This is a genomic window from Micrococcus sp. KRD128, from assembly GCF_017168395.1.
Classification (GTDB): Bacteria; Actinomycetota; Actinomycetes; order Actinomycetales; family Micrococcaceae; genus Micrococcus; species Micrococcus luteus.
This window is the reverse complement of sequence record NZ_JABFAX010000012.1, coordinates 1-23,020: the sequence shown is the minus strand read 5'-3', so window position 1 is coordinate 23,020 and position 23,020 is coordinate 1. Positions and strand designations below refer to the sequence as shown.

The 23,020-nt window shown below is 73.1% G+C and carries 20 protein-coding genes and 2 tRNA genes; 11 read left to right on the top strand and 11 right to left on the bottom strand.

Annotated features, from left to right (window positions below; genetic code table 11):
- The first annotated feature begins 261 nt into the window (after positions 1 to 261).
- The 8 genes from gyrB to J1M44_RS05015 all read left to right on the top strand — a co-directional run bounded on the left by gyrB (position 262) and on the right by J1M44_RS05015 (position 7,498).
- Positions 262 to 2,412 carry a DNA topoisomerase (ATP-hydrolyzing) subunit B gene (gene gyrB, locus J1M44_RS05050; protein WP_036314432.1) on the top strand — a complete coding sequence of 717 codons (2,151 nt, stop codon included), beginning with the start codon at positions 262 to 264 and terminating at the stop codon, positions 2,410 to 2,412.
- Positions 2,413 to 2,480: 68 nt separating this feature from the next.
- A complete protein-coding gene (gyrA, locus tag J1M44_RS05045) occupies positions 2,481 to 5,177 on the top strand; it encodes a DNA gyrase subunit A (protein ID WP_206480707.1) in 2,697 nt (898 codons plus the stop codon).
- On the top strand, positions 5,174 to 5,674 hold the full coding sequence (locus J1M44_RS05040; RefSeq protein ID WP_049161422.1) for a DUF3566 domain-containing protein: 501 nt from the start codon (positions 5,174 to 5,176) through the stop codon (positions 5,672 to 5,674). Before gyrA ends, J1M44_RS05040 begins: the two co-directional genes overlap by 4 nt.
- 100 nt (positions 5,675 to 5,774) lie before the next feature.
- Positions 5,775 to 5,848, top strand: a tRNA-Ile gene (locus J1M44_RS05035).
- 58 nt (positions 5,849 to 5,906) lie between these two features.
- Positions 5,907 to 6,068, top strand: coding sequence for a hypothetical protein (locus J1M44_RS05030; RefSeq protein ID WP_206480706.1), 162 nt, complete (start codon positions 5,907 to 5,909; stop codon positions 6,066 to 6,068).
- A gap of 11 nt (positions 6,069 to 6,079) precedes the next feature.
- Positions 6,080 to 6,152, top strand: a tRNA-Ala gene (locus J1M44_RS05025).
- 252 nt (positions 6,153 to 6,404) lie between these two features.
- A complete protein-coding gene (locus tag J1M44_RS05020; protein WP_002856456.1) occupies positions 6,405 to 7,193 on the top strand; it encodes a queuosine precursor transporter in 789 nt (262 codons plus the stop codon).
- 77 nt (positions 7,194 to 7,270) lie between these two features.
- Positions 7,271 to 7,498, top strand: coding sequence for an amphi-Trp domain-containing protein (locus J1M44_RS05015; protein ID WP_020624434.1), 228 nt, complete (start codon positions 7,271 to 7,273; stop codon positions 7,496 to 7,498).
- Between the two features lie 36 nt (positions 7,499 to 7,534).
- Here the strand turns inward: J1M44_RS05015 and J1M44_RS05010 are convergent, their stop codons facing one another.
- Positions 7,535 to 8,182, bottom strand: coding sequence for an MBL fold metallo-hydrolase (locus J1M44_RS05010; RefSeq protein WP_144825027.1), 648 nt, complete (start codon positions 8,180 to 8,182; stop codon positions 7,535 to 7,537).
- A gap of 152 nt (positions 8,183 to 8,334) precedes the next feature.
- Positions 8,335 to 9,570 (bottom strand): hypothetical protein, encoded by a 1,236-nt coding sequence (locus tag J1M44_RS05005; RefSeq protein WP_206480705.1) that lies wholly within the window; start codon positions 9,568 to 9,570, stop codon positions 8,335 to 8,337.
- 186 nt (positions 9,571 to 9,756) lie between these two features.
- Between J1M44_RS05005 and J1M44_RS05000 the strand changes: the two genes are divergently transcribed.
- Both J1M44_RS05000 and J1M44_RS04995 read left to right on the top strand, forming a co-directional pair.
- The gene (locus J1M44_RS05000; protein ID WP_010079725.1) at positions 9,757 to 10,287 is read left to right on the top strand and encodes a peptidylprolyl isomerase; all 531 of its coding nucleotides are present in this window, start codon (positions 9,757 to 9,759) and stop codon (positions 10,285 to 10,287) included.
- A 176-nt stretch (positions 10,288 to 10,463) separates the two neighbouring features.
- Complete coding sequence (locus tag J1M44_RS04995; RefSeq protein WP_060775352.1) at positions 10,464 to 11,240, top strand: rhomboid family intramembrane serine protease; 777 nt, start codon at positions 10,464 to 10,466, stop codon at positions 11,238 to 11,240.
- Positions 11,241 to 11,397: 157 nt separating this feature from the next.
- Here the strand turns inward: J1M44_RS04995 and J1M44_RS04990 are convergent, their stop codons facing one another.
- A complete protein-coding gene (locus J1M44_RS04990; protein ID WP_060775353.1) occupies positions 11,398 to 11,703 on the bottom strand; it encodes a cell division protein CrgA in 306 nt (101 codons plus the stop codon).
- A gap of 156 nt (positions 11,704 to 11,859) precedes the next feature.
- On the opposite strand from J1M44_RS04990, the gene J1M44_RS04985 reads away from it, so the two are divergent.
- On the top strand, positions 11,860 to 12,513 hold the full coding sequence (locus J1M44_RS04985; RefSeq protein ID WP_002858195.1) for an anthranilate synthase component II: 654 nt from the start codon (positions 11,860 to 11,862) through the stop codon (positions 12,511 to 12,513).
- A 45-nt stretch (positions 12,514 to 12,558) separates the two neighbouring features.
- Here J1M44_RS04985 and J1M44_RS04980 read toward each other — a convergent pair whose 3' ends face one another.
- The 8 genes from J1M44_RS04980 to J1M44_RS11655 are packed head-to-tail and all read right to left on the bottom strand — an operon-like array spanning position 12,559 to position 22,929.
- Complete coding sequence (locus J1M44_RS04980; protein ID WP_206480704.1) at positions 12,559 to 14,859, bottom strand: protein kinase domain-containing protein; 2,301 nt, start codon at positions 14,857 to 14,859, stop codon at positions 12,559 to 12,561.
- 32 nt (positions 14,860 to 14,891) lie between these two features.
- Entirely contained in the window at positions 14,892 to 17,006 is a 2,115-nt protein-coding gene (locus J1M44_RS04975) for a protein kinase domain-containing protein (protein WP_206480703.1), read from the bottom strand.
- Entirely contained in the window at positions 17,003 to 18,448 is a 1,446-nt protein-coding gene (locus tag J1M44_RS04970) for a penicillin-binding transpeptidase domain-containing protein (protein ID WP_206480702.1), read from the bottom strand. The genes J1M44_RS04975 and J1M44_RS04970 overlap by 4 nt, the downstream gene beginning before the upstream one ends.
- Entirely contained in the window at positions 18,445 to 19,869 is a 1,425-nt protein-coding gene (locus tag J1M44_RS04965; RefSeq protein WP_206480701.1) for an FtsW/RodA/SpoVE family cell cycle protein, read from the bottom strand. The genes J1M44_RS04970 and J1M44_RS04965 overlap by 4 nt, the downstream gene beginning before the upstream one ends.
- A complete protein-coding gene (locus J1M44_RS04960; RefSeq protein ID WP_206480700.1) occupies positions 19,866 to 21,569 on the bottom strand; it encodes a PP2C family protein-serine/threonine phosphatase in 1,704 nt (567 codons plus the stop codon). Before J1M44_RS04960 ends, J1M44_RS04965 begins: the two co-directional genes overlap by 4 nt.
- Before the next feature lie 3 nt (positions 21,570 to 21,572).
- On the bottom strand, positions 21,573 to 22,133 hold the full coding sequence (locus J1M44_RS04955; protein WP_049161448.1) for an FHA domain-containing protein FhaB/FipA: 561 nt from the start codon (positions 22,131 to 22,133) through the stop codon (positions 21,573 to 21,575).
- Complete coding sequence (locus J1M44_RS11660) at positions 22,130 to 22,438, bottom strand: FHA domain-containing protein (protein ID WP_236557932.1); 309 nt, start codon at positions 22,436 to 22,438, stop codon at positions 22,130 to 22,132. Before J1M44_RS11660 ends, J1M44_RS04955 begins: the two co-directional genes overlap by 4 nt.
- An 11-nt stretch (positions 22,439 to 22,449) precedes the next feature.
- Positions 22,450 to 22,929 (bottom strand): DUF3662 domain-containing protein, encoded by a 480-nt coding sequence (locus tag J1M44_RS11655; RefSeq protein ID WP_342356569.1) that lies wholly within the window; start codon positions 22,927 to 22,929, stop codon positions 22,450 to 22,452.
- Positions 22,930 to 23,020: the final 91 nt, after the last annotated feature.

Sequence of the window (23,020 nt, the reverse complement as noted above, 5' to 3'; positions counted from 1 at the left end):
TCTCCTGCGCACGTCCTGAGCCGTGTCCCTGGCCGCTGAGCGGGTGTTCTCCCGCGGCGGACCCCCGTCGATGCGGGCCCTCGGGGTGTCAGGCGGTACACTGGGACCAGTGAAAGGGGGCCGGCCGTCGTCCGTCCCCCGCCCCCGTGGATCTGCGGGAGCGTGTCGCGTGCCGGTTATGTCCGGGCGGCGGCGCGCGCCTGCGCGCGGGTCGACCCTGCCGCCGACGTCCGAGGAAGTGAGCCACCCGTGGTTGACGCCATGCCCGAGAACCCCGCGGAGGAGCCGACCGCCGCGTCGGCCGCGCCGAACCCGGAGGCCGTGCCGGACGCCGTCGGGCAGCCCGAGACCCCCGTGAAGGACCGGAAGGTGCCCGGTGAGTACGGCGCCAGCGCCATCACCGTGCTCGAGGGTCTCGAGGCCGTCCGCAAGCGCCCCGGCATGTACATCGGCTCCACCGGCCCGCGGGGCCTGCATCACCTCGTGTACGAGGTCGTGGACAACTCCGTGGACGAGGCGCTGGCCGGCTACGCCACCGGCATCGACGTCACGCTGCAGGCCGACGGCGGCGTGCGCGTGGCGGACGACGGCCGCGGCATCCCCGTGGACCTGCACCCCACCGAGGGGAGGCCGACCGTCGAGGTCGTCATGACGATCCTGCACGCCGGCGGCAAGTTCGGCGGCGGCGGCTACGCCGTCTCGGGCGGCCTGCACGGCGTGGGCATCTCCGTGGTCAACGCGCTCTCCCGCCGCGTGGACACCGAGGTCCGCCGTCAGGGGCACGTGTGGCGCATGTCCTTCGCGGACGGCGGCGTGCCCCAGGGCGAGCTGGTGAAGGGGGAGGCCACGGACGCCACGGGCACCGTGCAGACGTTCTACCCGGACCCGGAGATCTTCGACTCGATCGAGTTCGACTACGAGACCCTGCGCGCCCGCTTCCAGCAGATGGCCTTCCTCAACAGGGGCCTGCGCATCACCCTCACGGACGAGCGCGTCCAGGAGTCCAACGAGGTCGTCGACGACGAGATCGCGGGCGAGGGCGCCGCCGGTGAGGACGTCGCGGAGAACGGCCTGGCGGAGGAGGCGGAGCAGGAGCCCCAGCGCCGCTCCGTCACCTACCTGTACGAGAACGGCCTGCTCGACTACGTCCAGCACCTCAACTCCGCCAAGAAGGTCGAGTACGTCCACGACGACGTCATCGCCTTCGAGGCCGAGGACGTCTCGGACGGCCGCTCCATGGCCGTCGAGGTGGCCATGCAGTGGACCTCCGCCTACTCGGAGTCCGTGCACACCTACGCGAACACGATCAACACCCACGAGGGCGGCACCCACGAGGAGGGCTTCCGCGCCGCGCTGACCTCCCTGGTCAACCGCTACGCGCGGGAGAAGGAGATCCTCAAGCCCAAGGAGGACAACCTCACGGGCGAGGACATCCGCGAGGGCCTGACCGCCGTGATCTCCGTGAAGCTCTCCGAGCCGCAGTTCGAGGGCCAGACCAAGACCAAGCTCGGCAACTCCGAGGCCCGCGGGTTCGTGTCCAAGGCGGTCACGGACCACCTCGGCGACTGGTTCGAGCGCAATCCGGGCCCGGCCAAGGAGATCATCCGCAAGGCCATCATGGCCTCGCACGCCCGCCTGGCCGCCCGCAAGGCCCGGGACAACGCGCGCCGCAAGTCCCCGCTGGAGTCCTTCGGCATGCCCGGCAAGCTGGCCGACTGCTCCTCGAAGGACCCCGAGCGCTGCGAGGTGTACATCGTGGAGGGCGACTCCGCCGGCGGCTCGGCCAAGCAGGGCCGCAACCCGGAGACGCAGGCCATCCTGCCGCTGCGCGGCAAGATCCTGAACGTGGAGCGCGCCCGCCTGGACAAGGCCCTCGGCAACGCCGAGATCCAGTCGATGATCACGGCGTTCGGCACCAACATCGGCGAGGAGTTCGACATCTCCAAGCTGCGGTACCACAAGATCGTGCTCATGGCGGATGCGGACGTGGACGGCCAGCACATCACCACGCTGCTGCTGACCGTCCTGTTCCGGTACATGCGCCCGCTCATCGAGGCCGGCCACGTGTTCCTCGCGCAGCCGCCGCTGTACCGCATCAAGTGGTCCAACGCCCCGCACGACTACGTGTTCTCGGACGAGGAGCGCGACGCCGCCGTCGAGGCCGGCCTGGCCAAGGGCTGGCGCTACCCCAAGGACAACGGGGTGCAGCGCTACAAGGGCCTGGGCGAGATGAACTACCAGGAGCTGTGGGACACCACCATGGACCCGGAGCACCGCACCCTGCTGCAGGTGACCATGGAGGACGCCGCCGCCGCGGACGCCGTCTTCTCCATGCTCATGGGCGAGGACGTGGAGTCCCGCCGCACCTTCATCCAGCAGAACGCCAAGGACATCCGCTTCCTGGACGTCTGAGCCGGACCCGCAGACCTGCCTGAGCCGACCACCCTCCCCGCCGTCGCGGGGAGCACGAGAGGACCCGCGTGAGCGACGAGACCACCCCCCAGACCCCGGACGAGCCCGTCGAGGGCGCCCCGACCCCGCAGCCCCCGCAGACCGGCCTGGACATCGAGGTGGAGCACTACGTGCTCCCCGAGGGCGCCGCCGACAAGGTCGAGCCCGTCGACCTCGAGTCGGAGATGAAGCGCTCGTACCTGGACTACGCGATGGCCGTGATCGTCGGCCGCGCGCTGCCGGACGTGCGCGACGGCCTCAAGCCCGTGCACCGTCGCGTGCTCTACGCGATGTACGACGGCGGCTACCGCCCGGACCGTGCGTTCAACAAGTCCGCCCGCGTGGTGGGCGACGTGATGGGCAACTACCACCCGCACGGCGACACCGCGATCTACGACGCCCTCGTGCGCCTCATCCAGGACTGGGTCCAGCGCTACCCGCTGGCGCTCGGCCAGGGCAACTTCGGCTCCCCGGGCAACGACGGCGCGGCCGCCCAGCGCTACACCGAGACCAAGATGGCCCCGCTGGCCATGGAGATGGTCCGGGACATCGACGAGGACACCGTCGACATGCAGGACAACTACGACGGCAAGCAGCAGGAGCCCGTCGTCCTGCCCGCCCGGTACCCGAACCTGCTGGTCAACGGCTCCTCGGGCATCGCCGTCGGCATGGCCACGAACATCCCGCCGCACAACATGCGCGAGGTGGCCGCGGGCGTGCAGTGGTACCTCGAGCACCCCGAGGCCACCCGTGAGGAGCTGCTCGAGGCGCTCCTGGCCCGCGTGCACGGCCCCGACTTCCCCACGGGCGCCCAGATCCTGGGCCGCAAGGGCATCGAGGAGGTCTACCGGACCGGCCGCGGCCCCATCACCATGCGCGCCGTGGTCAACGTGGAGGAGATCCAGGGCCGCACGTGCCTGGTGGTCACCGAGCTGCCCTACATGACCAACCCGGACAACCTCGCCGCGAAGATCGCGGAGATGGTGCGGGACGGCAAGATCAACGGCATCGCGGACATGCGCGACGAGACCTCGGGTCGCACCGGCCAGCGCCTGGTGATCGTGCTCAAGCGCGACGCCGTCGCCAAGGTGGTGCTGAACAACCTCTACAAGCACACCGAGCTGCAGTCGAACTTCTCGGCCAACATGCTCGCGCTCGTGGACGGCGTGCCGCGCACCCTGTCCCTGGACGGCTTCGTCCACCACTGGGTGAAGCACCAGATCGACGTGATCGTGCGCCGCACCGCGTTCCGCAAGCGCAAGGCCGAGGAGCGCGCGCACATCCTGCGCGGCCTGCTCAAGGCCCTGGACATGCTGGACGAGGTCATCGCGACCATCCGCCGTTCGGCCTCGGCGGAGGTGGCCCGCGAGGCCCTCAAGGAGCTCCTGGACATCGACGACGTCCAGGCCCAGGCCATCCTGCAGATGCAGCTGCGCCAGCTCGCCGCCCTGGAGTCCCAGAAGATCCAGGACGAGTACGACGACCTCATGGCGAAGATCGCCGAGTACAACCGGATCCTGGAGTCCCCGCAGCGTCAGCGCGAGGTCATCTCCGAGGAGCTCGCCGAGATCGTGGCCAAGCACGGCGACGACCGCCGCACCGAGATCATGGCCGGCTTCGACGGCGACATGTCCATCGAGGACCTGATCCCCGAGGAGGAGATGGTCGTCTCCATCACCCGCGGCGGCTACGTCAAGCGCACCCGGATCGACCAGTACAGGTCCCAGGCGCGCGGCGGCAAGGGCGTGCGCGGAGCGACGCTGCGCGGCGACGACGTCGTCGAGCACTTCCTCACCGTGTCCACGCACCACTGGCTGCTGTTCTTCACGAACTTCGGCCGCGTGTACCGCATCAAGACGTACGAGCTGCTCGAGGCCGGCCGCGACGCCAAGGGCCAGCACGTGGCCAACCTGCTCGCGTTCCAGCCGGACGAGCGGATCGCCCAGATCCAGCCGCTCGTGGACTACGGCCGGGCCCCGTACCTCGTGCTCGCCACGCGCGGCGGCCTCGTGAAGAAGACGCCGCTGCTGGACTACGACACGAACCGCACCGCCGGTCTGATCGCCATCAAGCTGCGCGAGGGGGACGAGCTGGTCTCGGCCCGCGTGGTCTCGCCCGACGACGACCTCATCCTGATCTCGCACAAGGGCCAGTCCCTGCGGTTCACCGCCACGGACGAGGCGCTGCGTCCCATGGGCCGCGCGACCTCGGGCGTGACCGGCATGAAGTTCCGCGACGACGACTCCCTGCTGACCATGGACGTGGTGGAGGAGGACGGCTACGTCTTCACCGTCACGGACGGCGGCTTCGCCAAGCGCACCCACGTGGACGAGTACCGCCTGCAGAACCGCGGCGGCCTCGGCATCAAGGTCGCCAAGCTCGTGGACGACCGCGGCGAGCTCGCCGGCGGTCTCGTGGTGCGCGAGGACCAGGAGGTCCTCGTGGTGATGGCCTCGGGCAAGGTGGTGCGCTCCGCCGTCGCCGGCGTGCCGGCCAAGGGCCGCGACACGATGGGCGTGATCTTCGCCAAGCCGGACAAGCGGGACCGGATCGTCGCCGTCACCCTGAACAACGAGCAGGAGATGGAGGCGAAGGCGGACGCCGAGGCCGAAGCGGGGCCGGATGTACGCTTGGACGCAGACATCGACCCGACCGACCCCGTAGCCGCACCGGAGGACGTCCTGACGCAGGACGCCGGTGAGGGTGCAGACGGAGGAGAGCAGTGAGCACGTCCGCGTCGTCGCGTCCCGGCCAGGGACGGAGCACCGGGAAGGCCGCCGGGCCGCGGTCCGGCCGTCCGGTGCGCAAGGCCAGCGGGTCCTCGCAGGAGGACCTGGTCCGCGCCGTCCCGAAGGCCAAGGTGCGCCGCGCCCGCCTGGTGCTGACCCGGGTGGATCCGTGGTCCGTGCTGAAGCTGGCGTTCCTGCTCTCGGTGGCGCTGGGCATCCTCACGGTGGTGGCGGCGGTGGCGCTGTACTCGCTGTCCGACGTCCTCGGGATCTTCGACAGGGTCAACGACGTGATCGGCACTGTGCTCGGCTCTGAGGCCGGGCGCTACACCGTGGCGTCCCTGGCCCCGCTGAGCACCGTGACCTCGCTGGCCACCGTGCTGGCCGTGGTCAACGTCATCCTGCTGACCGCCCTGGCCACCCTGGCCGCGCTGCTCTACAACCTCTGCGCGAGCCTCGTGGGCGGCATCGGCGTCACGCTGGCGGACGACTGAGCCGACCCTCGACGATGCCCCGCGCGGATTTGCGCGGGGCGCCGCCGTTCCTGTACAGTCATCTCCTGTTGTGAACGGCGTCAGCCGTGACCGACGGTGAGGGCGTATAGCTCAGGCGGTTAGAGCGCTTCGCTGATAACGAAGAGGTCCCAAGTTCAAGTCTTGGTACGCCCACTCCCACCACACAGAGCCCCGGTCCGCTGGGGCTCCGTTCGTCTCCGGAGGTCTTCCCATGGGTCGACTGGCACGCGTGGCCCTCGTGGTCGGCGCCGCGGCAGCCGCCTATGGGGCGCGTCTCTGGCGGGAGAACAGTGCGGGGAAGGACGTCTGGGCCACGGCCACGGACGACCTGCCGGAGGACGCCGACGGCGTCGAGTCGGCACCGGAGGACTGACCGGTCCTCACGGGGGCATGGCGCAATTGGTAGCGCACCTGCTTTGCAAGCAGGGGGTTAGGGGTTCGAGTCCCCTTGCCTCCACCGATGAAGGGCCCGGGAGTCGTGAGACCCCCGGGCCCTTCGGCATGTCCGGGGTGGCCGCCGGCGCCGGCACCGTGGGCAGAAACCGGCGACCCGGGGGCTCCTGGGGCACAAACCGCAGGACTTCGGGCCCCGTGGGCAGAAGAGAGGGCGTTTCTGCCCACGGAGGGACGGGGACGGCCTGCCCCGAACCCCCGCCGCCGGACCCGCCCACCGCGCCCGTCGCCGTCGTGCGTGGTGTTGGATGGTCCGGTGAACACCACCATCGAACCCCAGCCCCCCGTCCGGCCCGCCTCTGGGCAGGGCACCCCGGCCTACGCCCGGGTGCCCGCGAGCTACTACGACATCTTCGTGGGCGTCTTCATCGCCCTCCTCATCCTCTCCGGCGTCACCGCGGCCAAGCTCTTCTACGGCCCCACCGTCCCGGTCGTCTCGGACCTCTTCTACGACGGCGGCCCCCTCATCTTCGACGGCGGCGCCTTCCTGTTCCCGTTCGCGTACATCGTCGGCGACATCCTCGCCGAGGTGTACGGCTGGCGCCGGGCCCGCCGGGCCATCGTCCTCGGCTTCGCGATGCTCGTGCTCGCCGCCCTCACCTACACGGTGGTTTCCTGGACCACGCCCGTCGAGGGCTTCGAGGTGTGGGACCAGGCCCTCGCGCCCATGCTGCGGATCACCGTGGCCGGCTTCGTCGCGTTCCTCGTGGGCTCCCTGCTCAACGCGTCCATCGTGGTCCGCCTCAAGGAGCGCATGAAGGAACGGCACGTGGCGTTCCGGCTCATCCTCTCCACCGTGGTCGGCCAGTTCTTCGACACCCTGATCTTCTGCACCATCGCCTATGCCGGCACCATCTCGCTGCTGGAACTGGCGAACTACACGGTGACCGGCTTCGCGTACAAGACGCTCGTGGAGATCCTCATCGTGCCGGTGACCCTGCTCGTCATCCGCGCCCTCAAGCGCCGGGAGCCCACCTACCGGGCACCCGGCTTCGAGATCCACCGCGACGACGATCCCGCCCTCGCCCCGGCCGCGTCCCGCTGATCCGCGCGGGCCCCGGCGTCGGCCGCGCCGGGGCCCGTCCGTCGCGCGCACCCCGCCCGCCGACTACCGTCGGTGCCATGGGCAAGGACCTCTTCGAGCACGAGCAGCAGCAGACCCTCAGCCGCGAGCAGGCCGCCGCACGCCTGCGCGACCTCGCCGACCAGCTCTCCCGGCAGAACGAGGTGCGGGTCGAGCACGGCGGTCGCGACGTCGTCGTCACCGTCCCGGACCGCGTGGGCCTCGAGGTGGAGCTCGAGGTCGAGGACGGCGGCGACGCCGAGCTGGAGATCACCCTCAGCTGGTGACCGGCCCCGGGCCGGCCGCCGTCGCCTCTCCGTGCCTCAGAACGTCCAGGGCTCCCCGGGGGCCAGGCGCCGGTAGTCGGTCACGCCCTCGGCGAGACCCGAGAGCACCCCGTCCACCACGCCCTTGCCGTCCTCGCTGAGGATGCCGTCGTGGATGGGGCGGGTGTGCGTCGCCGCGATGGCCCGCATCTGGTCGACCACGTCCGCGATGCGCAGCCACGGCGCCGCGGCGGGCAGCAGGAGCACCTCGACGTCGGCGTCCGGCACCGTGAACGAGTCGCCGGGGTGCAGCACGGCCCCGTCCACGAGGTAGGACACGTTGACCGGGCGCGGGACCTCGGCGTGGATCACCGCGTGCTCCCCCCCGAGCACCTCCACCCGGAAGCCGGCGGCCTCGAACGTCTCCCCGGGCACGGCCGTGTGCACTCGCCCAGCGTCGAGTCCCGCCTCCGCCAGCGGCCCCGTGAGGTCCCGTGGCGCCCACACGTGCGCCTCCGTGCCGGCCACAGCCCTGGCCAGCTGCTCGGGGACCACGTGGTCCGGGTGGCCGTGCGTCACGAGGACGGCGTCCGCGCCGTCCAGGACCGCCGCGTCGCTGAACGCGCCGGGGTCGAACGCGAGTCGTCGGCCGGCCTTCTCGAGGCGGACGGCCGAGTGGCCGAAGAGGGTCAGGGTCGTGCTCATGCGGATCACTCCTCCGCCCGGCGTCGGGATCCCGGGCGGTCCCAGCCTCCCGCGTGCTCCCGGCGGCGGACAAGGCCCGCGCCCCCTCGGTCCTGCCGAGCATGCGCGGGCCGGTCGCCGTCCGCTGCGCGCTCAGAGCGCGGGGGAGCGGGTCAGCGCTGCTGCCCGGGCTGGACGCCCAGCACCTTCGCGTTGGCGGCGGCCACCGGGTCCGGCGTGGCGGTGTCCACACGCACGCCCTGGCCCGCCGCGGCCGAGCCGGCCTCGGCCACGACCTTCTGCTGCTGGGCATAGGGGTTGTTGGCCTCCACCACCGGGATGTTCGCGGTGATCGGGCCCGGGACCGGGGCGGTCCACGGATCCTGCACCGGCTTGGTCAGGCGCCACAGGGCGAAGCCGGCGCCGGCGGCGGCGGCCGCCATGCCCGCGACGATCCAGGAGCGGCCGCCCGAGCGGGAGGCCCGGCGACCGGCGGCACGGTTCAGGTCCTTCTCGGCCGCGCCGACGTACTGCTCGGCACCCTTGCGCAGGCGCTTCACGATCGCCTTGTCCCCGGTGAGCTTGATCAGGGCCTGCTCCAGGGCGTCCGGGACCTCGACGTCGTGGGCGGTCTTGCGGGCGTGCGCGGCGCCGTCGGCCAGGCGGGCGGCGGCCACGGGGAGGACCTCCTCCTTGCGGCGCTGGGCGTAGTCGCCGGCGTCGGCCAGGCGGGCCTGCACCTGCGGGGCCACCTTCCCGCCCTGCTCCTGCAGCGCGGACAGACCCGTGGCGAGGAGACCGGCGAGGGTCAGGCCGCCCGCCGCGGCGGCGTCCTTGGCCTGACCGGCACGGTCGCTGAACAGGGCGGCGGACCGCTGGGCGTCCTTGCGGGCGCCCTTGGCGGCCTTCTTCGCGTCCTTGCGCAGGCCCTTGGCGGCCTGGCGGCCGTCCCGGCGCAGCTGCGTGGCCTTGCGGCCCCCACGACGGCGGCCCTTCTTCGCGGCCTTCTCAGCGTCCTTGCGCGCCGCGGCGAACTGCTGCTGCACCTCGTGGCCGGCGTCCTGCGCCTGGGCCTGCAGGTGCTCGAGGAAGTCCTGGACGGTGTCCACGCCCTTGGCGACGGCGGGGGCCAGCAGCCCGTACTGGTGCGCGACGGCCTCGCCGGCCTTCCGCGCCCCGCGCTCGACCACGGGGCCGTACTCCTTCTTGGCGTCCTGGGCCTTGCGGCGGCCCTCCTCGGCCGCGGCGGAGCCGCCGATCAGCCCGTAGGCCGCGGCCACCTCGCTCCAGGCGCGGGTGGACTCCACCTTCGGGGCGGCCCAGTGGCGCAGGTTCTCCGCCTGGCGTGCGACGAACGCGTTCGTGCCGCCGTCGTGCTGGATCTCGTCGTGCAGGGTCTTGCGAGCCATGTGATGCCTCCCGTGGGTTCTGGATGGTCGTTGAACGCGGTGGTCCTCGAGGCCCAGCCTAGTGGCCGACCCCCGCAGTGGCACGGGTCCCGGCACGCCGGGAGTGCGTACGCCGATCGCGGAAGATCCCGACCCCGGACGGCGGGATCCGGACGGCCCGCCGCCGCGGATGGAACAATGGGGCACATGGCGAACAAGACGCACACCGCGACCATCCACACGAACCACGGCGACATCGTCGTCGAGCTGTTCGGCAACCACGCCCCGAAGACCGTGAAGAACTTCGTGGGCCTCGCCACCGGCGAGCAGGAGTGGACCCACCCGCAGACCGGTGAGAAGAACAACGGCGCCCCGCTGTACTCCGGCACCGTGTTCCACCGCATCATCAAGGACTTCATGATCCAGGGCGGCGACCCGCTCGGCATGGGCATCGGCGGCCCCGGCTACCAGTTCGGCGACGAGATCCACCCCGAGCTGCAGTTCGACCGTCCCTACCTGCTGGCCATGGCCAACGCCGGCCCCGGCACCAACGGCTCGCAGTTCTTCATCACCTCCGTGCCCACCGGCTGGCTCAACGGCAAGCACACCATCTTCGGCGAGGTGAAGGACGAGGCCTCCCAGAAGGTCGTGGACGAGCTCAACGCCGTCGCCACCGATCCCCGTGACCGCCCGCTCGAGGACGTCGTCATCGAGTCCATCGACATCGACGAGGCCTGAGCAGCCCCTCGGTGAGCACCACCCCCTCTGACCCGCACGGCCCGGACTCCGCGGACGGCACACCCCCGGTGTGCCCGCGGCACCCGGGCCGTGCGGCGTATGTGCGCTGCGCCGTCTGCCGGCGCCCCGCGTGTCTCGACTGCCAGCGTCCCGGCTCCGCGGCCGGACCGGTCTGCGTGGACTGTGCGTCCGGCGTCGTGGCCGGCCCCGCTCCGACGGCGGCCCCCGCCGGCGCCGCCGCGTCGGTCCCGGCCCGACGGCGGACGGGCTTCGCCGCCTCGCCCGTCACCTGGATCCTGCTGGCGGTCACGACGGTGGTCTACGCGGCGCAGTGGATGACCCGGGATCAGGCGTCCGGCGTGACCGAGGCGCTCTGGTACGCCGGGCTCTACACGTCCCCGTACGGCATGGAGCCGTGGCGGATGGCCTCCTACGCGCTCGTGCACGACGTCTCCGGCCCCACACACCTGCTGCTGAACATGCTCGCGCTGTGGGTGATCGGGCGCGTGCTCGAGCCCGCGCTGGGCTGGTGGCGGTTCCTCGCCCTCTACGTGCTCTCCGCCGTAGGCGGTGCGGTGTTCGCGCTGTGGGTCTCGGACCCGCTGCAGCCCGTCGTCGGGGCGTCCGGCGCCGTGTACGGCATGTTCGCGGCCCTGTTCCTGCTCACCCGGGTGCGGGGCGGGCAGGTGCGCTCGATCGCCGTGCTGATCGGCCTGAACCTCGTGTTCTCGTTCCTGCTGCCCGGGGTGGCCTGGCAGGTGCACGTGGGCGGGCTGCTGACGGGCGCCGTCGTCGCCGTCGTGTTCTCCCTGGCCGGCGGGCTGAGCCCCGGCCGCGCGCGCGTGCCGTCCGTGGGCGCCCAGGTGGCCGGCCTCGTGGTCGTGGCGGCGGCGCTGGCGGCGCTCACGGTGCTCGGCGCCGCACGGGTCACGGTGGCCGGCCTGCTCGGCTAGGCCGCCGTCCCCGGAGTTCTCCACAGGCGGGTGTGCACTTCTTCCCACAGGGGTGTCCACACCTGTGGACAACTCCGGGGACAACTCGTCTCCGGGCCGGATCGTGCGGATCCCTCATCCACAGGGTTGTCCACCGCTGTGGAGAACTACACGCGTGTCATTCGCTCCAGCGGGACATCATCAGGAACCCGACGAGCGCGAGGCCGAAGCCCACGAGGATGTTCCAGCCGCCGATCTGCACGATCGGGAAGAGACCCTGGGTCAGGTAGTAGACGATGATCCAGAGCAGGCCGAGGATCAGCAGGCCGAACATCACGGCCTTGTACCCGGGGGAGAGGGGCTTCGGACCCGGGCCCACGTCCCCGAGGTCCGTTCGCACGGCGGAGCGGCTGCGGCGGGCGGCCTCGAGCTCCTCGCGCTTCCGACGGGCCGAGTCCTTGCGCTTGCCGGCGGGTGCTGCCACGGGTCTTCTCCTCGGGTGGGGGGTGGTGGGCGCCCCCACCGGCGGAGACCGGGGCGGGGACGGTATCCTGCTGACCTGCCCAGGACCGGGGTCAGCGACATGCCCGGCCAGTCTATGCACCCCGCTCCCCCGCGGCGGGGAGGAAAGAGCGCCCCCGTGCAGAGCCCCGAGGTCTCCGTCCTCGTCGTCGACAACTACGACAGCTTCGTCTACACCCTGGTGGGCTACCTCGAGCAGCTCGGGGCCCGCACCACCGTGATCCGCAACGACGAGGTCACCCCCGCCCGCGCCCTCGAGCTCGCGGCCGAGCACACGGCGGTGCTCATCTCGCCCGGGCCGGGCGCGCCCGCCGACGCCGGTGTCTCCCTCGACCTCATCCGCTCCGCCGCCGACGGCGGCCGTCCGCTCTTCGGGGTGTGCCTGGGGCACCAGGCCATCGCGGAGGCGTTCGGCGCCACCGTGACGCACGCGGAGTCCCTCATGCACGGCAAGACGTCCCTGGTCCGCCACGGCGAGCACCCCATGTTCGAGGGCGTCCCCTCGCCGTTCACCGCCACCCGCTACCACTCGCTCGCCGCCGTGCGGCCCACCGTGGACGAGGCGGTCCTGGAGATCACCGCCGAGACCGAGGACGGCGTCGTGATGGGGCTGGCCCACCGCACCGCGCCCCTGTGGGGCGTGCAGTTCCACCCCGAGTCCGTGCTCACCGAGGGCGGCTACCGGATGCTCGGCAACTGGCTCGAGTCCGTGGGGCTCTCCGGGGCCGCCGAGCGCGGTGGCCGGCTCTCGCCCCTCGTCCGCCAGGACTGACCGGTCCCGGGGCCCGGTTCGCGGGTCCGACGGCGCCCCGTCCGCTCAGGTGGACGGCGGCGGGTCGATCGAGGGCTCGGGGTCCGGCGTCAGCGTCGGCAGCGGGTCCACCGGCGTCGCGGTGGGCGAGGTGCTCGGCGACTGCTCGGTCGGCTCCGGCGAGGTCGACGGGGCCGCCGACGGCGGCGACGGGCTCTGCGTCGGCGACGGCGTCGCGGTCGTCGTCGGCTCGGGGCTGGGCGTGGCCGAGACGGACGGCGAGGGCTCCGCGCTCGCGGAGGGCTCGGGGCTCTCCGACGGCGGGGGGCTCGGTGACGCGGACGCCGACGGCGTGGGCTCGGGCGCCTCGCTGGACGGCGGCGCCGGCTCGGAGGGCTCGGCCGTGGGCGCGATCCACGAGGACGTCGTCAGGGTCAGGGAGGAACGGTTGTCCACGCGGACGCCGGCGGGCGGATCCTGGGCCACGACCGTCCCGGTGTCGGTGGTCGCGCCGTCCTCGTCCTGGATCCGCACGCGCAGCTCGGGGGCGCTCAGCGCCAGCTGACGCCGCGCGTCCGGAGCGCTCATCCCCACCACGTCCGGCACGTCGACCATGCCGCTGGACAGGTGCAGCACCACGGAGGAGCCGGGCGGCACGTGGGTGCCCATCGCGGGGTCGGTGCGGGCGAGCAGCCCGCGCTCGAGTCGGCCGTCGTCCTGGTACTGCACGGAGGAGACGCGCAGGCCCAGGCGTTCCAGCTCGCGGCGGGCCGCGTCCTCGGACAGCCCGTGCAGGGAGTCGGGCAGCGCGATGCCCTCCTTGCCGCGTGACACCCGGATCCGCACCTCGGCACCGCGGGGCACCTCCGTGCCCGTCTGCGGGTCGCTCTGGGTGACGGTCCCGTCCGGGGCGTCGGCCGTGTACGCGGACGAGACGACGGCCACCAGGCCCGCGTCCTCGAGCGCCGCGACCGCCTCGTCCTGCTGCAGCCCCACCACCGCGGGCACCTCCACGGTGGTGCGCAGGGCCGCCGCGAGCCACGGCGCCAGGACCAGGGCCAGCGCGACCAGGACCACGCCGGCCGCCAGGAGCGTGCGCCGGCGGACGCGACGGCGGACGCGACGGGGTGCGGCCGTCGCCGGCGCCGGCGTGTCTCGGGGCGGCGGTTCGGGCCGGGGCGTCGCGGCCGCACCGGGCGTCACCGGCTGGCCGCCGGTCACCGGGCGGGGGCCGTCCATGGCGGCGGCGGCGGCCAGCTGCGCGGCGGAGGCGGCGCCGGGCAGTCCCGCACCCGCGACGGCGTGGTTCGCCGCCTGGGGCTGTGCGACGTCCGGCTCGGCCGGGACGGAGGGCGTCGGCCGGGTCAGCGGGGCCGTGGCCGTCGGCACGTCGGCGTCGTCGGCCCCGTGCCCCGCGGGCGTGGCGCGCGGCACCGCGCCGCCCGCGCCGCCCGCGCCGACGAGGGCGGGATGGGCGGCATCGAGCGGCGGGGTGTGACGGCCGGGGGCGGCGTGCGGATCCGCGGCGGCCTCCTCGAGGGCCGTGAGGAACGCGGCGCCGGTGGGGAACCGGTCCTGTGGATCCTTGCGCAGGGCGCGCAACACCACGGGGTCGAACGCGGGCGGCAGGTCGGGGTCGACGTCGGAGGGCGCCGGCGGCTCCTCGCGCACGTGCTGGTAGGCCACGGCCAGCGGCGTGTCGCCCGTGAAGGGGGGCCGGCCCGTGAGCAGCTCGAACAGCAGGCAGCCGGCCGCGTAGAGGTCGGCGCGGCCGTCCACGGTGCGGCCCGTCGCCTGCTCCGGGGCCAGGTACAGGGCGGTGCCCACCACGGCCTGGGTCTGCGACGTGGTGGCGGAGGTGTCGGCCAGCGCGTGGGCGATCCCGAAGTCCATCACCTTCACGGTGCCCGTGTCCGTGACCATGACGTTCGCGGGCTTCACGTCGCGGTGGACGATGCCCTCCTCGTGCGCGTGCTCGAGCGCTTCCAGCACACCCCGGGTCCAGGCCACGGCACGTTCCGGGCCCACGGCGCCCTCGGCGTGCAGGATCTCCCGCAGCGTCCGGCCGGAGACGAGCTCCATCACCAGGAACGGGCAGTCCACCGGATGGAGGCCGTCCTCGAGGGAGACCTCGCCCGTGTCGTACACGGAGACGATCGAGGGGTGGTTCAAGGAGGCCGCCGAGCGCGCCTCCTTGCGGAAGCGCGCCTGGAAGTGCGGATCGCGCGCCAGATCCCGGCGCATCAGCTTCACCGCCACCGGGCGGTGCAGCCGCAGGTCCTCCCCACGGAAGACGTCCGCCATGCCGCCGCGCCCGATCAGCTCACCGATCCGGTACCGCCCGTTCAGGGTCCTCTGCTCGTCCACAGACACGTCCGCGTGGTCGTCCCGCCCGCCGCTCAGGCGGAGGGCGTGGCGTCGGCGGAGGAGGCCTCCGCGCCACGCGCATCGGCGGAGGAGGCCTCCGCGCCACGCGCGTCGGCGGACGGGGCCTCCGCACCACGCGCGTCGGCGGACGGGTCGGTGGTGGGCTGATCCGTCGGCGCCGTGGACTCCCCGGAGGACTCCGTCGTCGGATCCCCCGTGGGCGTCGTCGGCTCCTCGGTCGGCTCCTGCGTGGGCTCCGGGTCGGTGGTGGCCGTCGGGGATTCGGCGGTGGGGGACGGGCTGGGCTCGTCCGAGGCCGACGGGCTCGGCTCGCTGCTCGGCTCCTCCGACGCGCGGGGCTCCGGCTCCGAGGCGGGCTGGGACGCCTCGCGGGTCGGCGCGGCGTCGGACCCGCCGGTGGCCACGATCAGCTGCACGTGCGTGTCGTAGCGGTGACGCTCACCCTCGCCGGGCACCACGCGCACCACCTCGCCGCCGGCGCCGTCGGCGGACGGGTCGTCCACCCGGTCCACGGTGAAGCCGCGGTCGCGCAGCGTCTGGATCGCGCTCTCCACGGGCTGGCCCACGAGGCCCTCCGGGATGACGCCCTCCCCGGTGGAGACGGCCAGCGTGACGGTCTCACCGCGCCGCAGCGCCCCCACGGGGTTGATCTCCTCGACGGTGCCCTGCGGGCTCTGCGCGTCGCGGTCCTCCTCGCGCACCGCCAGGCCGAGGCCCTCGAGCTCGGTTCGCACCTCGCTCACGGGGCGACCCTTGTACGCCTCCGGGTCCACGTTCACGGACGACTCCTCTTGCGAGGTCGCCGGCGCCGAACCCCCGACGCCGCGGTCACCCGTGAGCAGCGGCCACAGCAGCGCCCCCAGCAGGGCGAACACCACGAGCCCGAGCAGCGCCCACAGCGGCCAGGGGTTGGCGCGTCGCCGGCGGGCGGGTGCGGAGCCGCCCCCGGCGGGCGGGCCCGGGTCCACGACGTCGCCCGGGCGGGTCTGCTGGTCGTGCACGGCGGCGATCTCGTGGTCACGCGTGTGCGCGTTCGCGGCGGCGCCGAACGCACCGGCCGCGCCCACGGCCGCCGCACCGGCGGCGCCGGTGCCGCCGGCGGCGTCGTCGGTGCGGGGCTGGGCCGCGGTCACCGGCAGCGCCGCGGTGGCGGGGGAGCCGTCCGCCCGGGTGCCCTCGGCGCGCGGATGGGTGGTGCGCATGCCGTCGTAGTCCAGGGGAGCGGTCTCGGCGCCCGAGGGGTCGGCCACGCCCTGCTCCTCGAGGAAGGCGGCCAGGGCGGGCACGGCCTCCACGGCGCCGCGGGTGTCCTTGCGCCGCAGCGCGTCGGCGGCGTCCGAGAGCGCGGCCGCGTCCGAGGGCCGCTCCCGGGGGTCCTTCGAGAGCATGCACATGATCAGGGCGCGCACCGGGGCCGGGACGGTGTCCGGCAGGGGCGGCGGGGTGTCGTTGACCTGGGCGAGGGCGATCGCGATCTGGGACTCGCCCGTGAACGGGCGATGCCCGGCGAGGGCCTCGTAGCCGATGATGCCCAGCGAGTAGAGATCGGAGGAGCCGGTGGCCTGCTGCCCCGTGGCCTGCTCGGGCGCGAGGTACTGGGCGGTGCCCATCACCTGGCCGGTGGCCGTGAGGGGGACCTGGTCCGCCAGGCGCGCGATGCCGAAGTCCGTCACCTTCACCCGGCCGGTGGGCGTGATCATGAGGTTGCCGGGCTTGACGTCGCGGTGCACGAGCCCCTGGGCGTGGGCCGCCGAGAGCGCGGCCGCCGTCTGCGCGATGATCCGCAGGGTCCGCTCGGGGGAGAGCACCTTCTCCTTCTCGAGGATGGAGGACAGCGGCTGGCCCGGCACGAGCTCCATGACGAGGTAGGCGGAGCCCTTCTCCTCGCCGTAGTCGTAGACGTTGGCGACGCCGGGGTGGTTCAGCAGCGCCGTGTGCTGGGCCTCCGCCCGGAAGCGGCGCAGGAAGTTGGGGTCACCCGTGTACTCCTCCTTGAGGATCTTCACGGCGGTGATCCGGCCCAGGACCTTGTCCCGCGCCTTCCACACCTCGCCCATGCCGCCGATCGCGATGCGATCGGTCAGCTGGTACCTGCCGCCGAGGGTGATGCCCGATGTCGGCCTCATTCCGTGACCACCGCTTCCATGATTGCCTTCATGCCACTGACGATTGTCTGATGTCCAACCCCCGGCGGCTCGTCCTCCACCACGATCGTCACGGCCGCCCGGGGGTTCTCGCTCGCGTCGAAGCCGGTGATCCAGGAGTGCACGTTGCCCGTGTCTCCGACCTCGGCCGTGCCCGACTTCGCCGCGATCCGCACCGTGTCCGACTGCACGGATCCCAGGATGCCGTCCTCCACCGCCGAGACCATCATGTCCTCGACCTGCCCGGCCACCTCGGGGGTCGTGGCCCGGCCGCGTTCACGGGGGCTGAACTCCTGCACCGTGGTGAGGTCCGAACGGCGGACCGCCTCGATCAGCTGCGGCTCCATGACCACGCCGTCGTTCGCGATGCCGGCGGCCACCATGGCCATCTGCAGCGCGGTGGCCTGCACGTCCCGCTGGCCGATCGAGGACTGCGCCAGCGCGGCGTCGTCCAGGTCGGAGGGGAACACGGAGGCGGTCGCGGGCAGCGGGTAGTCGAAGGAGTCGTTGAAGCCGAACCGCTCGGCGACCTCCCGGATGCGGTCCTGGCCCAGCTCGACGGCGGCCATGGCGAACGGCGTGTTGCAGGACTGCGCCAGCGCCCACGTGAGGGTCTGACGCCCCACGGTGTTGCACGGTGAGCCGTCGTAGTTGGGCAACTCCGTGGTCGTGCCGGGCAGCATCCACGCGGCGGGGATGTCCACCGTGCCGTCCGGGGTGTAGTCACCGGACTCGAGCATGGCCACCGCGTCGATCAGCTTGAACGTGGAGCCGGGGGACACGAGCTGCTCCGCGGCGCGGTTGAGGTACGCGCTGGCGCCGGGGATCTGGTCGATCGCGGCCATGGCCGACTGCGCCTCGGCCGGGCTGTGCGAGGAGAGCGCGTTGGAGTCGAAGCCCGGCTTCGACGCCATGGCCAGGATCTCGCCCGTCGTCGGGTCCGTGACCACGGCGGAGGCGCGCACGCCGTCCGGGAGCGCGTCGTACGCCAGACGCTGCAGCTCGGGGTCGATCGTCAGCTCCACCTGGTCGCCCTCGGGCGTGGCGCCCGTGATGATCTCCATGGCGCGGTCCACGAACTGGGACGTGGGGGTGCCGGAGAGCTGCTCGTTCATGGCCGCCTCCAGCCCGTCGGTGCCGTAGGTGAGCGAGTAGAAGCCCGTGAGCGGGGCGTACAGCTCGGGCTCGTGGTAGACGCGCTGGTAGTGGTACGCGTCGTCGGAGGGGACGGACTCGGCGATCGGCTCGCCGTCCACGAGGATCGGCCCGCGCGGGGCGCCGAACTCCAGGAACATCTGCCGCGAGTTCAGGGCGTGCGTCTTGAGCTGGTCCGCGGCCAGCACCTGGATGACGGACGCAGCCAGCGCGAGCACCAGGATCATGGCCGCCATGACGGTCCACGTGCGTCGGATCGCCTCGTTCACCGCTCCTCACCTCCTTCCGGGGTCACAGCGGCCGCCGGGAGCGCCGTGCCGGGGTCGAGGTGGCCGGCGCCGGGCCCGGACGCGTTGACCATCCCGTCCACGACCACGGGACGGCGGGCGGCGTTCGAGATGCGCAGCACGAGCCCCACGATGATCCAGTTGGCCAGCAGCGAGGAGCCGCCGGCGGCGAGGAACGGCGTCGTGAGGCCGGTGAGCGGCAACACGAGGGTCACGCCGCCCATCACCACGAACACCTGCCACGCCATGGTGAAGGCCAGGCCGGAGGCGAGCACCTTGCCGAACGCGTCGCGCACGCCGAGGGCGGCGCGCATCATGCGGGTGACGAGCAGGAGGTACAGGACGAGCACGGCGGCCAGGCCCACGAAGCCGAGCTCCTCGCCGATGGCCGTGAGGATCATGTCCGAGAAGGACAGCGGCACCTGGGTGGGGTTGCCCGCGCCCAGGCCGGTGCCCATCAGCCCGCCCGAGGCCATCGCGAACAGGCCCTGGACCACCTGGTAGGAGCCGCCGAAGTCGCGATGGTAGATCTCGGGGTCGAAGGCCCTCAGCCAGATCTCGAACCGGGCGGTCACGTGCGGCATGAACAGGAACGCCAGCGCCGCGCCGAAGGCGATCAGGCCCAGGCCGAGGAGGATCCAGGAGGCGCGGGACGTGGCGATGTAGAGCATCGCCATGAACATGCCGAAGAACAGCAGGGCTGAGCCCAGGTCGCGCTGGAACACGAGCACGCCGAGCGCCAGGAGCCAGCCGGCCAGCAACGGGCCGAGGTCCCGGGCGCGGGGGAAGGTCACCGGGCCGACGCGGCGGCCGGCCAGCAGGATCAGGTCGCGGTTCGCGGAGAGGTAGCCGGCGAAGAAGATGGCCAGCGTGATCTTGGCGATCTCGCCGGGCTGGAAGGTGCCGAATCCGACGTCGATCCAGATCCGCGCCCCGTACATGCTCAGGCCCAGCCCGGGCACGAGCGGCAGGAGCAGCAGCACGCCGGACGCGGCGAGGAACAGGTAAGGCCAGCGCCGCAGCACCCGGTGGTCGCGCACCAGGAACACCAGGGCGGAGGCCACCAGGACGGCCAGGACGGACCACACGAGCTGCGAGGTGGGGTTGGCCATCGCGGCGTCCTGGCTCAGCCGGTGGATCATGGCCAGGCCCAGCCCGTTGAGCAGGGCGGTGATCGGCAGCATGAACGGGTCCGCGTAGGGGGCGCGCAGCCGCAGGACCACGTGCAGCACGAGGGTGGCGGCGCCGAAGACGCCCAGCGGCGCCCAGGCGGTGGAGTCCAGCGGGGCGTCCGTGCCGATCATGCCCAGCAGGTCCGCCCCCAGGGCGATGGCTAGGGCGGCCAGCAGCAGGACCAGTTCGATGTTCCGGCGCGGGCGTGCGGGGGAGATCACCTCGGTCACGGGGCCTCACCTCCCGTCGCGCTCGGGGACGACGCCGGGCTCGTCGGCGCGGCGGAGCCGGACGCGTCCGAGGGGCGGGCGGAGGACGACGACGGCGTCGCGCTCGGCTGGGCCCGTTCGGAGGGCTCACCGGCGGGGGCGGGGGCGTTCGGGTGCAGCGAGTCGCGCAGCTCGGCGACGATCTGCTCCGCGTGGTCCACGTCCCGGGCGGCCATGCCGGCGTTCACGCGGTCGCGTGCGTACGCGGGCAGCGCGTCCACCGGGAGGTCGGTCTGCCGGTCCACGTGGGACAGCTCGAGCGGGCCCAGCCGCTGGGAGACGCCCTTGAACACGGCGATGCGGCCGTCGTTGGTCCCCACGTAGTACTGCGTCTGGGTCCACAGGTAGCCCCACACGGCCACGGCCGCGAGGGTGAGGGCGAGCAGCGTGGTGAACACGGGGATGAACCAGCCGCGGCGGTACTGCACCGGGCGGTCGTCTTTCCCACGCCGCCGGCGCGCGGCCCTGGCCTCGGGGCCGCCGGCGGGCCCGGCGGTCGCCGGGGCCGGGGTGGCGGCCGTCGTCGAGGCCTCGGCGGCCTCGTCGGACGGGTGGTCGGCAGCGGTGGCGGCCGGTGTGGCGGCGGAGGAGCCGGCGGCGGCCGCGGTGCCGCTCGGCGCGGCGGACGCGTCCGGGCGCGGGGCGACGTCGGGATCCGGCCCGTCCGTCAGGACGGCCGCGGTGCGCCGGGGACGGTTCTCCGGCACGGGCGTCTCGCCGAGCAGGGCGGCGGCACGGCGGCGCGTGGAGCTGCGGGTGACCACGGGGATGCGATCGGTCCTCACGGCGTTGGAGGCCGCGCCGACGAGCAGGTGGGGCCGTGCGTCCAGGTCCTCGCGCAGCAGCAGGCCTGAGACCGGGCCGACCTCGGGCGGGTGGGCCGCGGCGAGGGCCTGCTCGGACAGGTGGACGTCCGGGACGGGGGCCAGCTCCTCCGCCGTGCCCTCCGCGATCTCGAACGCCACCACGGTGACGTTGTCCGGGGCGCCGCCCTTGAGGGTCAACTCCACGAGGGTGTCGACGGCCTGGTTGAGAGCCTCCGAGTCCCGCAGCACCTCGTGGATCTTCTCGGGGGAGACCACGTCCGTGAGGCCGTCCGAGCAGAACAGCCAGCGCTCTCCGGGGGCGACGGGCACCTCGAACACGTCCAGCTCGGGGGAGGCGTCCACGTCGCCGAGCACGCGCATGAGCACGTTCTTGTTCGGGTGGAACGGGGCCTCCCCGGCCTCGAGACGCCCCTCGTCCACGAGCTTCTGCACGAACGTGTGGTCCGTGGTGACCTGGGAGAACTCGCCGTCCGCGAGCCGGTAGGCCCGGGAGTCGCCGATGTGCGCCATGTACAGCGTGGTCCCCGCGAGCAGGCCGGCGGTGCACGTGGTGCCCATGCCGGCGAGCTTGGGGTTGGCGTGCACCAGCTCGTTGAGGATCAGGTTGGCGTTCTGGATCTCGTCCGGCAGCACCGTGGCCGGGTCCTCGTAGCCCACCGCATCCAGCGGGGCCAGGTCCAGCACCGTGGACGCGCTCGCCACGTCGCCGCCCACGTGCCCGCCCATGCCGTCCGCGAGCACGGCCAGATGACGGCCCACGTAGGCGGAGTCGTCGTTCTTGGCACGGACGCGGCCGACGTCGGAGCGGGCGGCGTAGCGGAGGACGAGGGTCATGGGTCAGGCCTCGAGCTCCATGACGGTCTTGCCGATGCGGATGGCCGTGCCGGGGCCCACGGGCAGCGCGCGGGTGACGGGGGCGCCGTTCACGTAGGTGCCGTTCGTGGAGCCGAGGTCCTCGAGGAACCACCGGGTGCCCTGCGGGAACAGCCGGGCGTGGCGGCCGGAGGCGTAGTCGTCCACGAGCACCAGGTCGGCGTCCTGGGCGCGGCCCATCAGCAGGGGACGGCCCTCCAGGGCGATGGCCTGTCCGGCCTTCGGGCCCTCGACCACCCGCAGGGTCCGGGACAGCCGCGGGGCGGGCGTCGTCGGCGCGGATGCGGCGGGGGACGGCGTCGACGCGGGCGCGGGGCGGTCGACCGCGGACGAGCCCGCCCCGGCGACCCCGGCCGCGGGCACGGCGGTGACCAGGCCGGCGTCGCGCTGGGCCTGCTGGAGGCGTGTCTTGTTGCGCCGGCCGACCACGAGGTCGCGGCCCTGCGCCATGACGATGGAGATGATCAGCACCCACAGGGCCAGCAGCAGGCCCATGCGGAGCACGGCGACGGCGAGCTCGCTCATGCGCGGCCCCCCGTCCCGCCGAAGAACAGCAGCTCGGTCTGGCCGACGGTCACCACGTCCCCGTCGCGCAGGGTGACGGAGCCGTCCACGCGGCGGCCGTTGACGAGCACGCCGTTGCGGCTGCCCAGGTCCAGGAGCGTGACCGTGGAGCCGACGGTGAGCAGGCGCAGGTGCTCGCGGGACACCGAGGAGTCCGGGATCACGAGGTCGGCACGCTCGGCCGAGCGGCCGAGGATCAGGTCGTCCCCGTCCAGGGGGAGCATGCGGCCGTCCAGCTCGAGGGCCGGGCCGGCGGGCTCGGTCACGGGGCGGCCCATCACGACGGTCGGCTGGTCGGCGTGTCCGGCGCCGCGGCGGTGGCTCCCGGGCCGTGGGCGGTGGCGGGCGAGGCGCCGTCGTCGTGGGGGGCCGGGGCGGTGAGCGAGCCGTCGTCCAGGCGGGTGACCACGCGCAGGTCCCCGGCGCGCACGTCCGCGTCCGGGTGGAAGGCGACCCGGACCGTGCCGGGCAGCGCATAGCCCTGGGAGTCGGCGTGGCGGATGACCTCGTCGCACAGCTCGCTGGCGAGGGTGGACCCCCACGAGCGGGCGCGCTCGAAGTCGGCGGGGGAGAAATGGACCACGTAGCTGTTGGGCGCGACCGTGTGGCCCTCGGACAGCGCGAACGACTCGTCGTCCATCGCCTGTCGCAGGGCCGAGGCGATCTCCACCGGCTTGACCGCCCGCGGACCGCCGGCCGAGAAGGCCGAGCGCACGGCCCGCTCCAGGCCGCGTTCGAGGTTGTCCAGAAGTCCCACGACGGGGCCCCTTTCCACAGTTGTCCGTCCCGATACTACGGGCCGGGCTGGGAGACCGCCGAGAACAGCGGGATTCTGCGGGGTGGAGAGC

Bases quoted from the DNA above. Each gene is read 5' to 3' on its own strand.
- gyrB (WP_036314432.1), top strand. From the start codon at position 262: ATGCCCGAGAACCCCGCGGAGGAGCCGACCGCCGCGTCGGCCGCGCCG.
- J1M44_RS05030 (WP_206480706.1), top strand. From the start codon at position 5,907: ATGGGTCGACTGGCACGCGTGGCCCTCGTGGTCGGCGCCGCGGCAGCC.
- J1M44_RS05015 (WP_020624434.1), top strand. From the start codon at position 7,271: ATGGGCAAGGACCTCTTCGAGCACGAGCAGCAGCAGACCCTCAGCCGC.
- J1M44_RS05010 (WP_144825027.1), bottom strand. From the start codon at position 8,182: ATGAGCACGACCCTGACCCTCTTCGGCCACTCGGCCGTCCGCCTCGAG.
- J1M44_RS05005 (WP_206480705.1), bottom strand. From the start codon at position 9,570: ATGGCTCGCAAGACCCTGCACGACGAGATCCAGCACGACGGCGGCACG.
- J1M44_RS05000 (WP_010079725.1), top strand. From the start codon at position 9,757: ATGGCGAACAAGACGCACACCGCGACCATCCACACGAACCACGGCGAC.
- J1M44_RS04975 (WP_206480703.1), bottom strand. From the start codon at position 17,006: ATGAGGCCGACATCGGGCATCACCCTCGGCGGCAGGTACCAGCTGACC.
- J1M44_RS04960 (WP_206480700.1), bottom strand. From the start codon at position 21,569: ATGACCCTCGTCCTCCGCTACGCCGCCCGCTCCGACGTCGGCCGCGTC.
- J1M44_RS04955 (WP_049161448.1), bottom strand. From the start codon at position 22,133: ATGAGCGAGCTCGCCGTCGCCGTGCTCCGCATGGGCCTGCTGCTGGCC.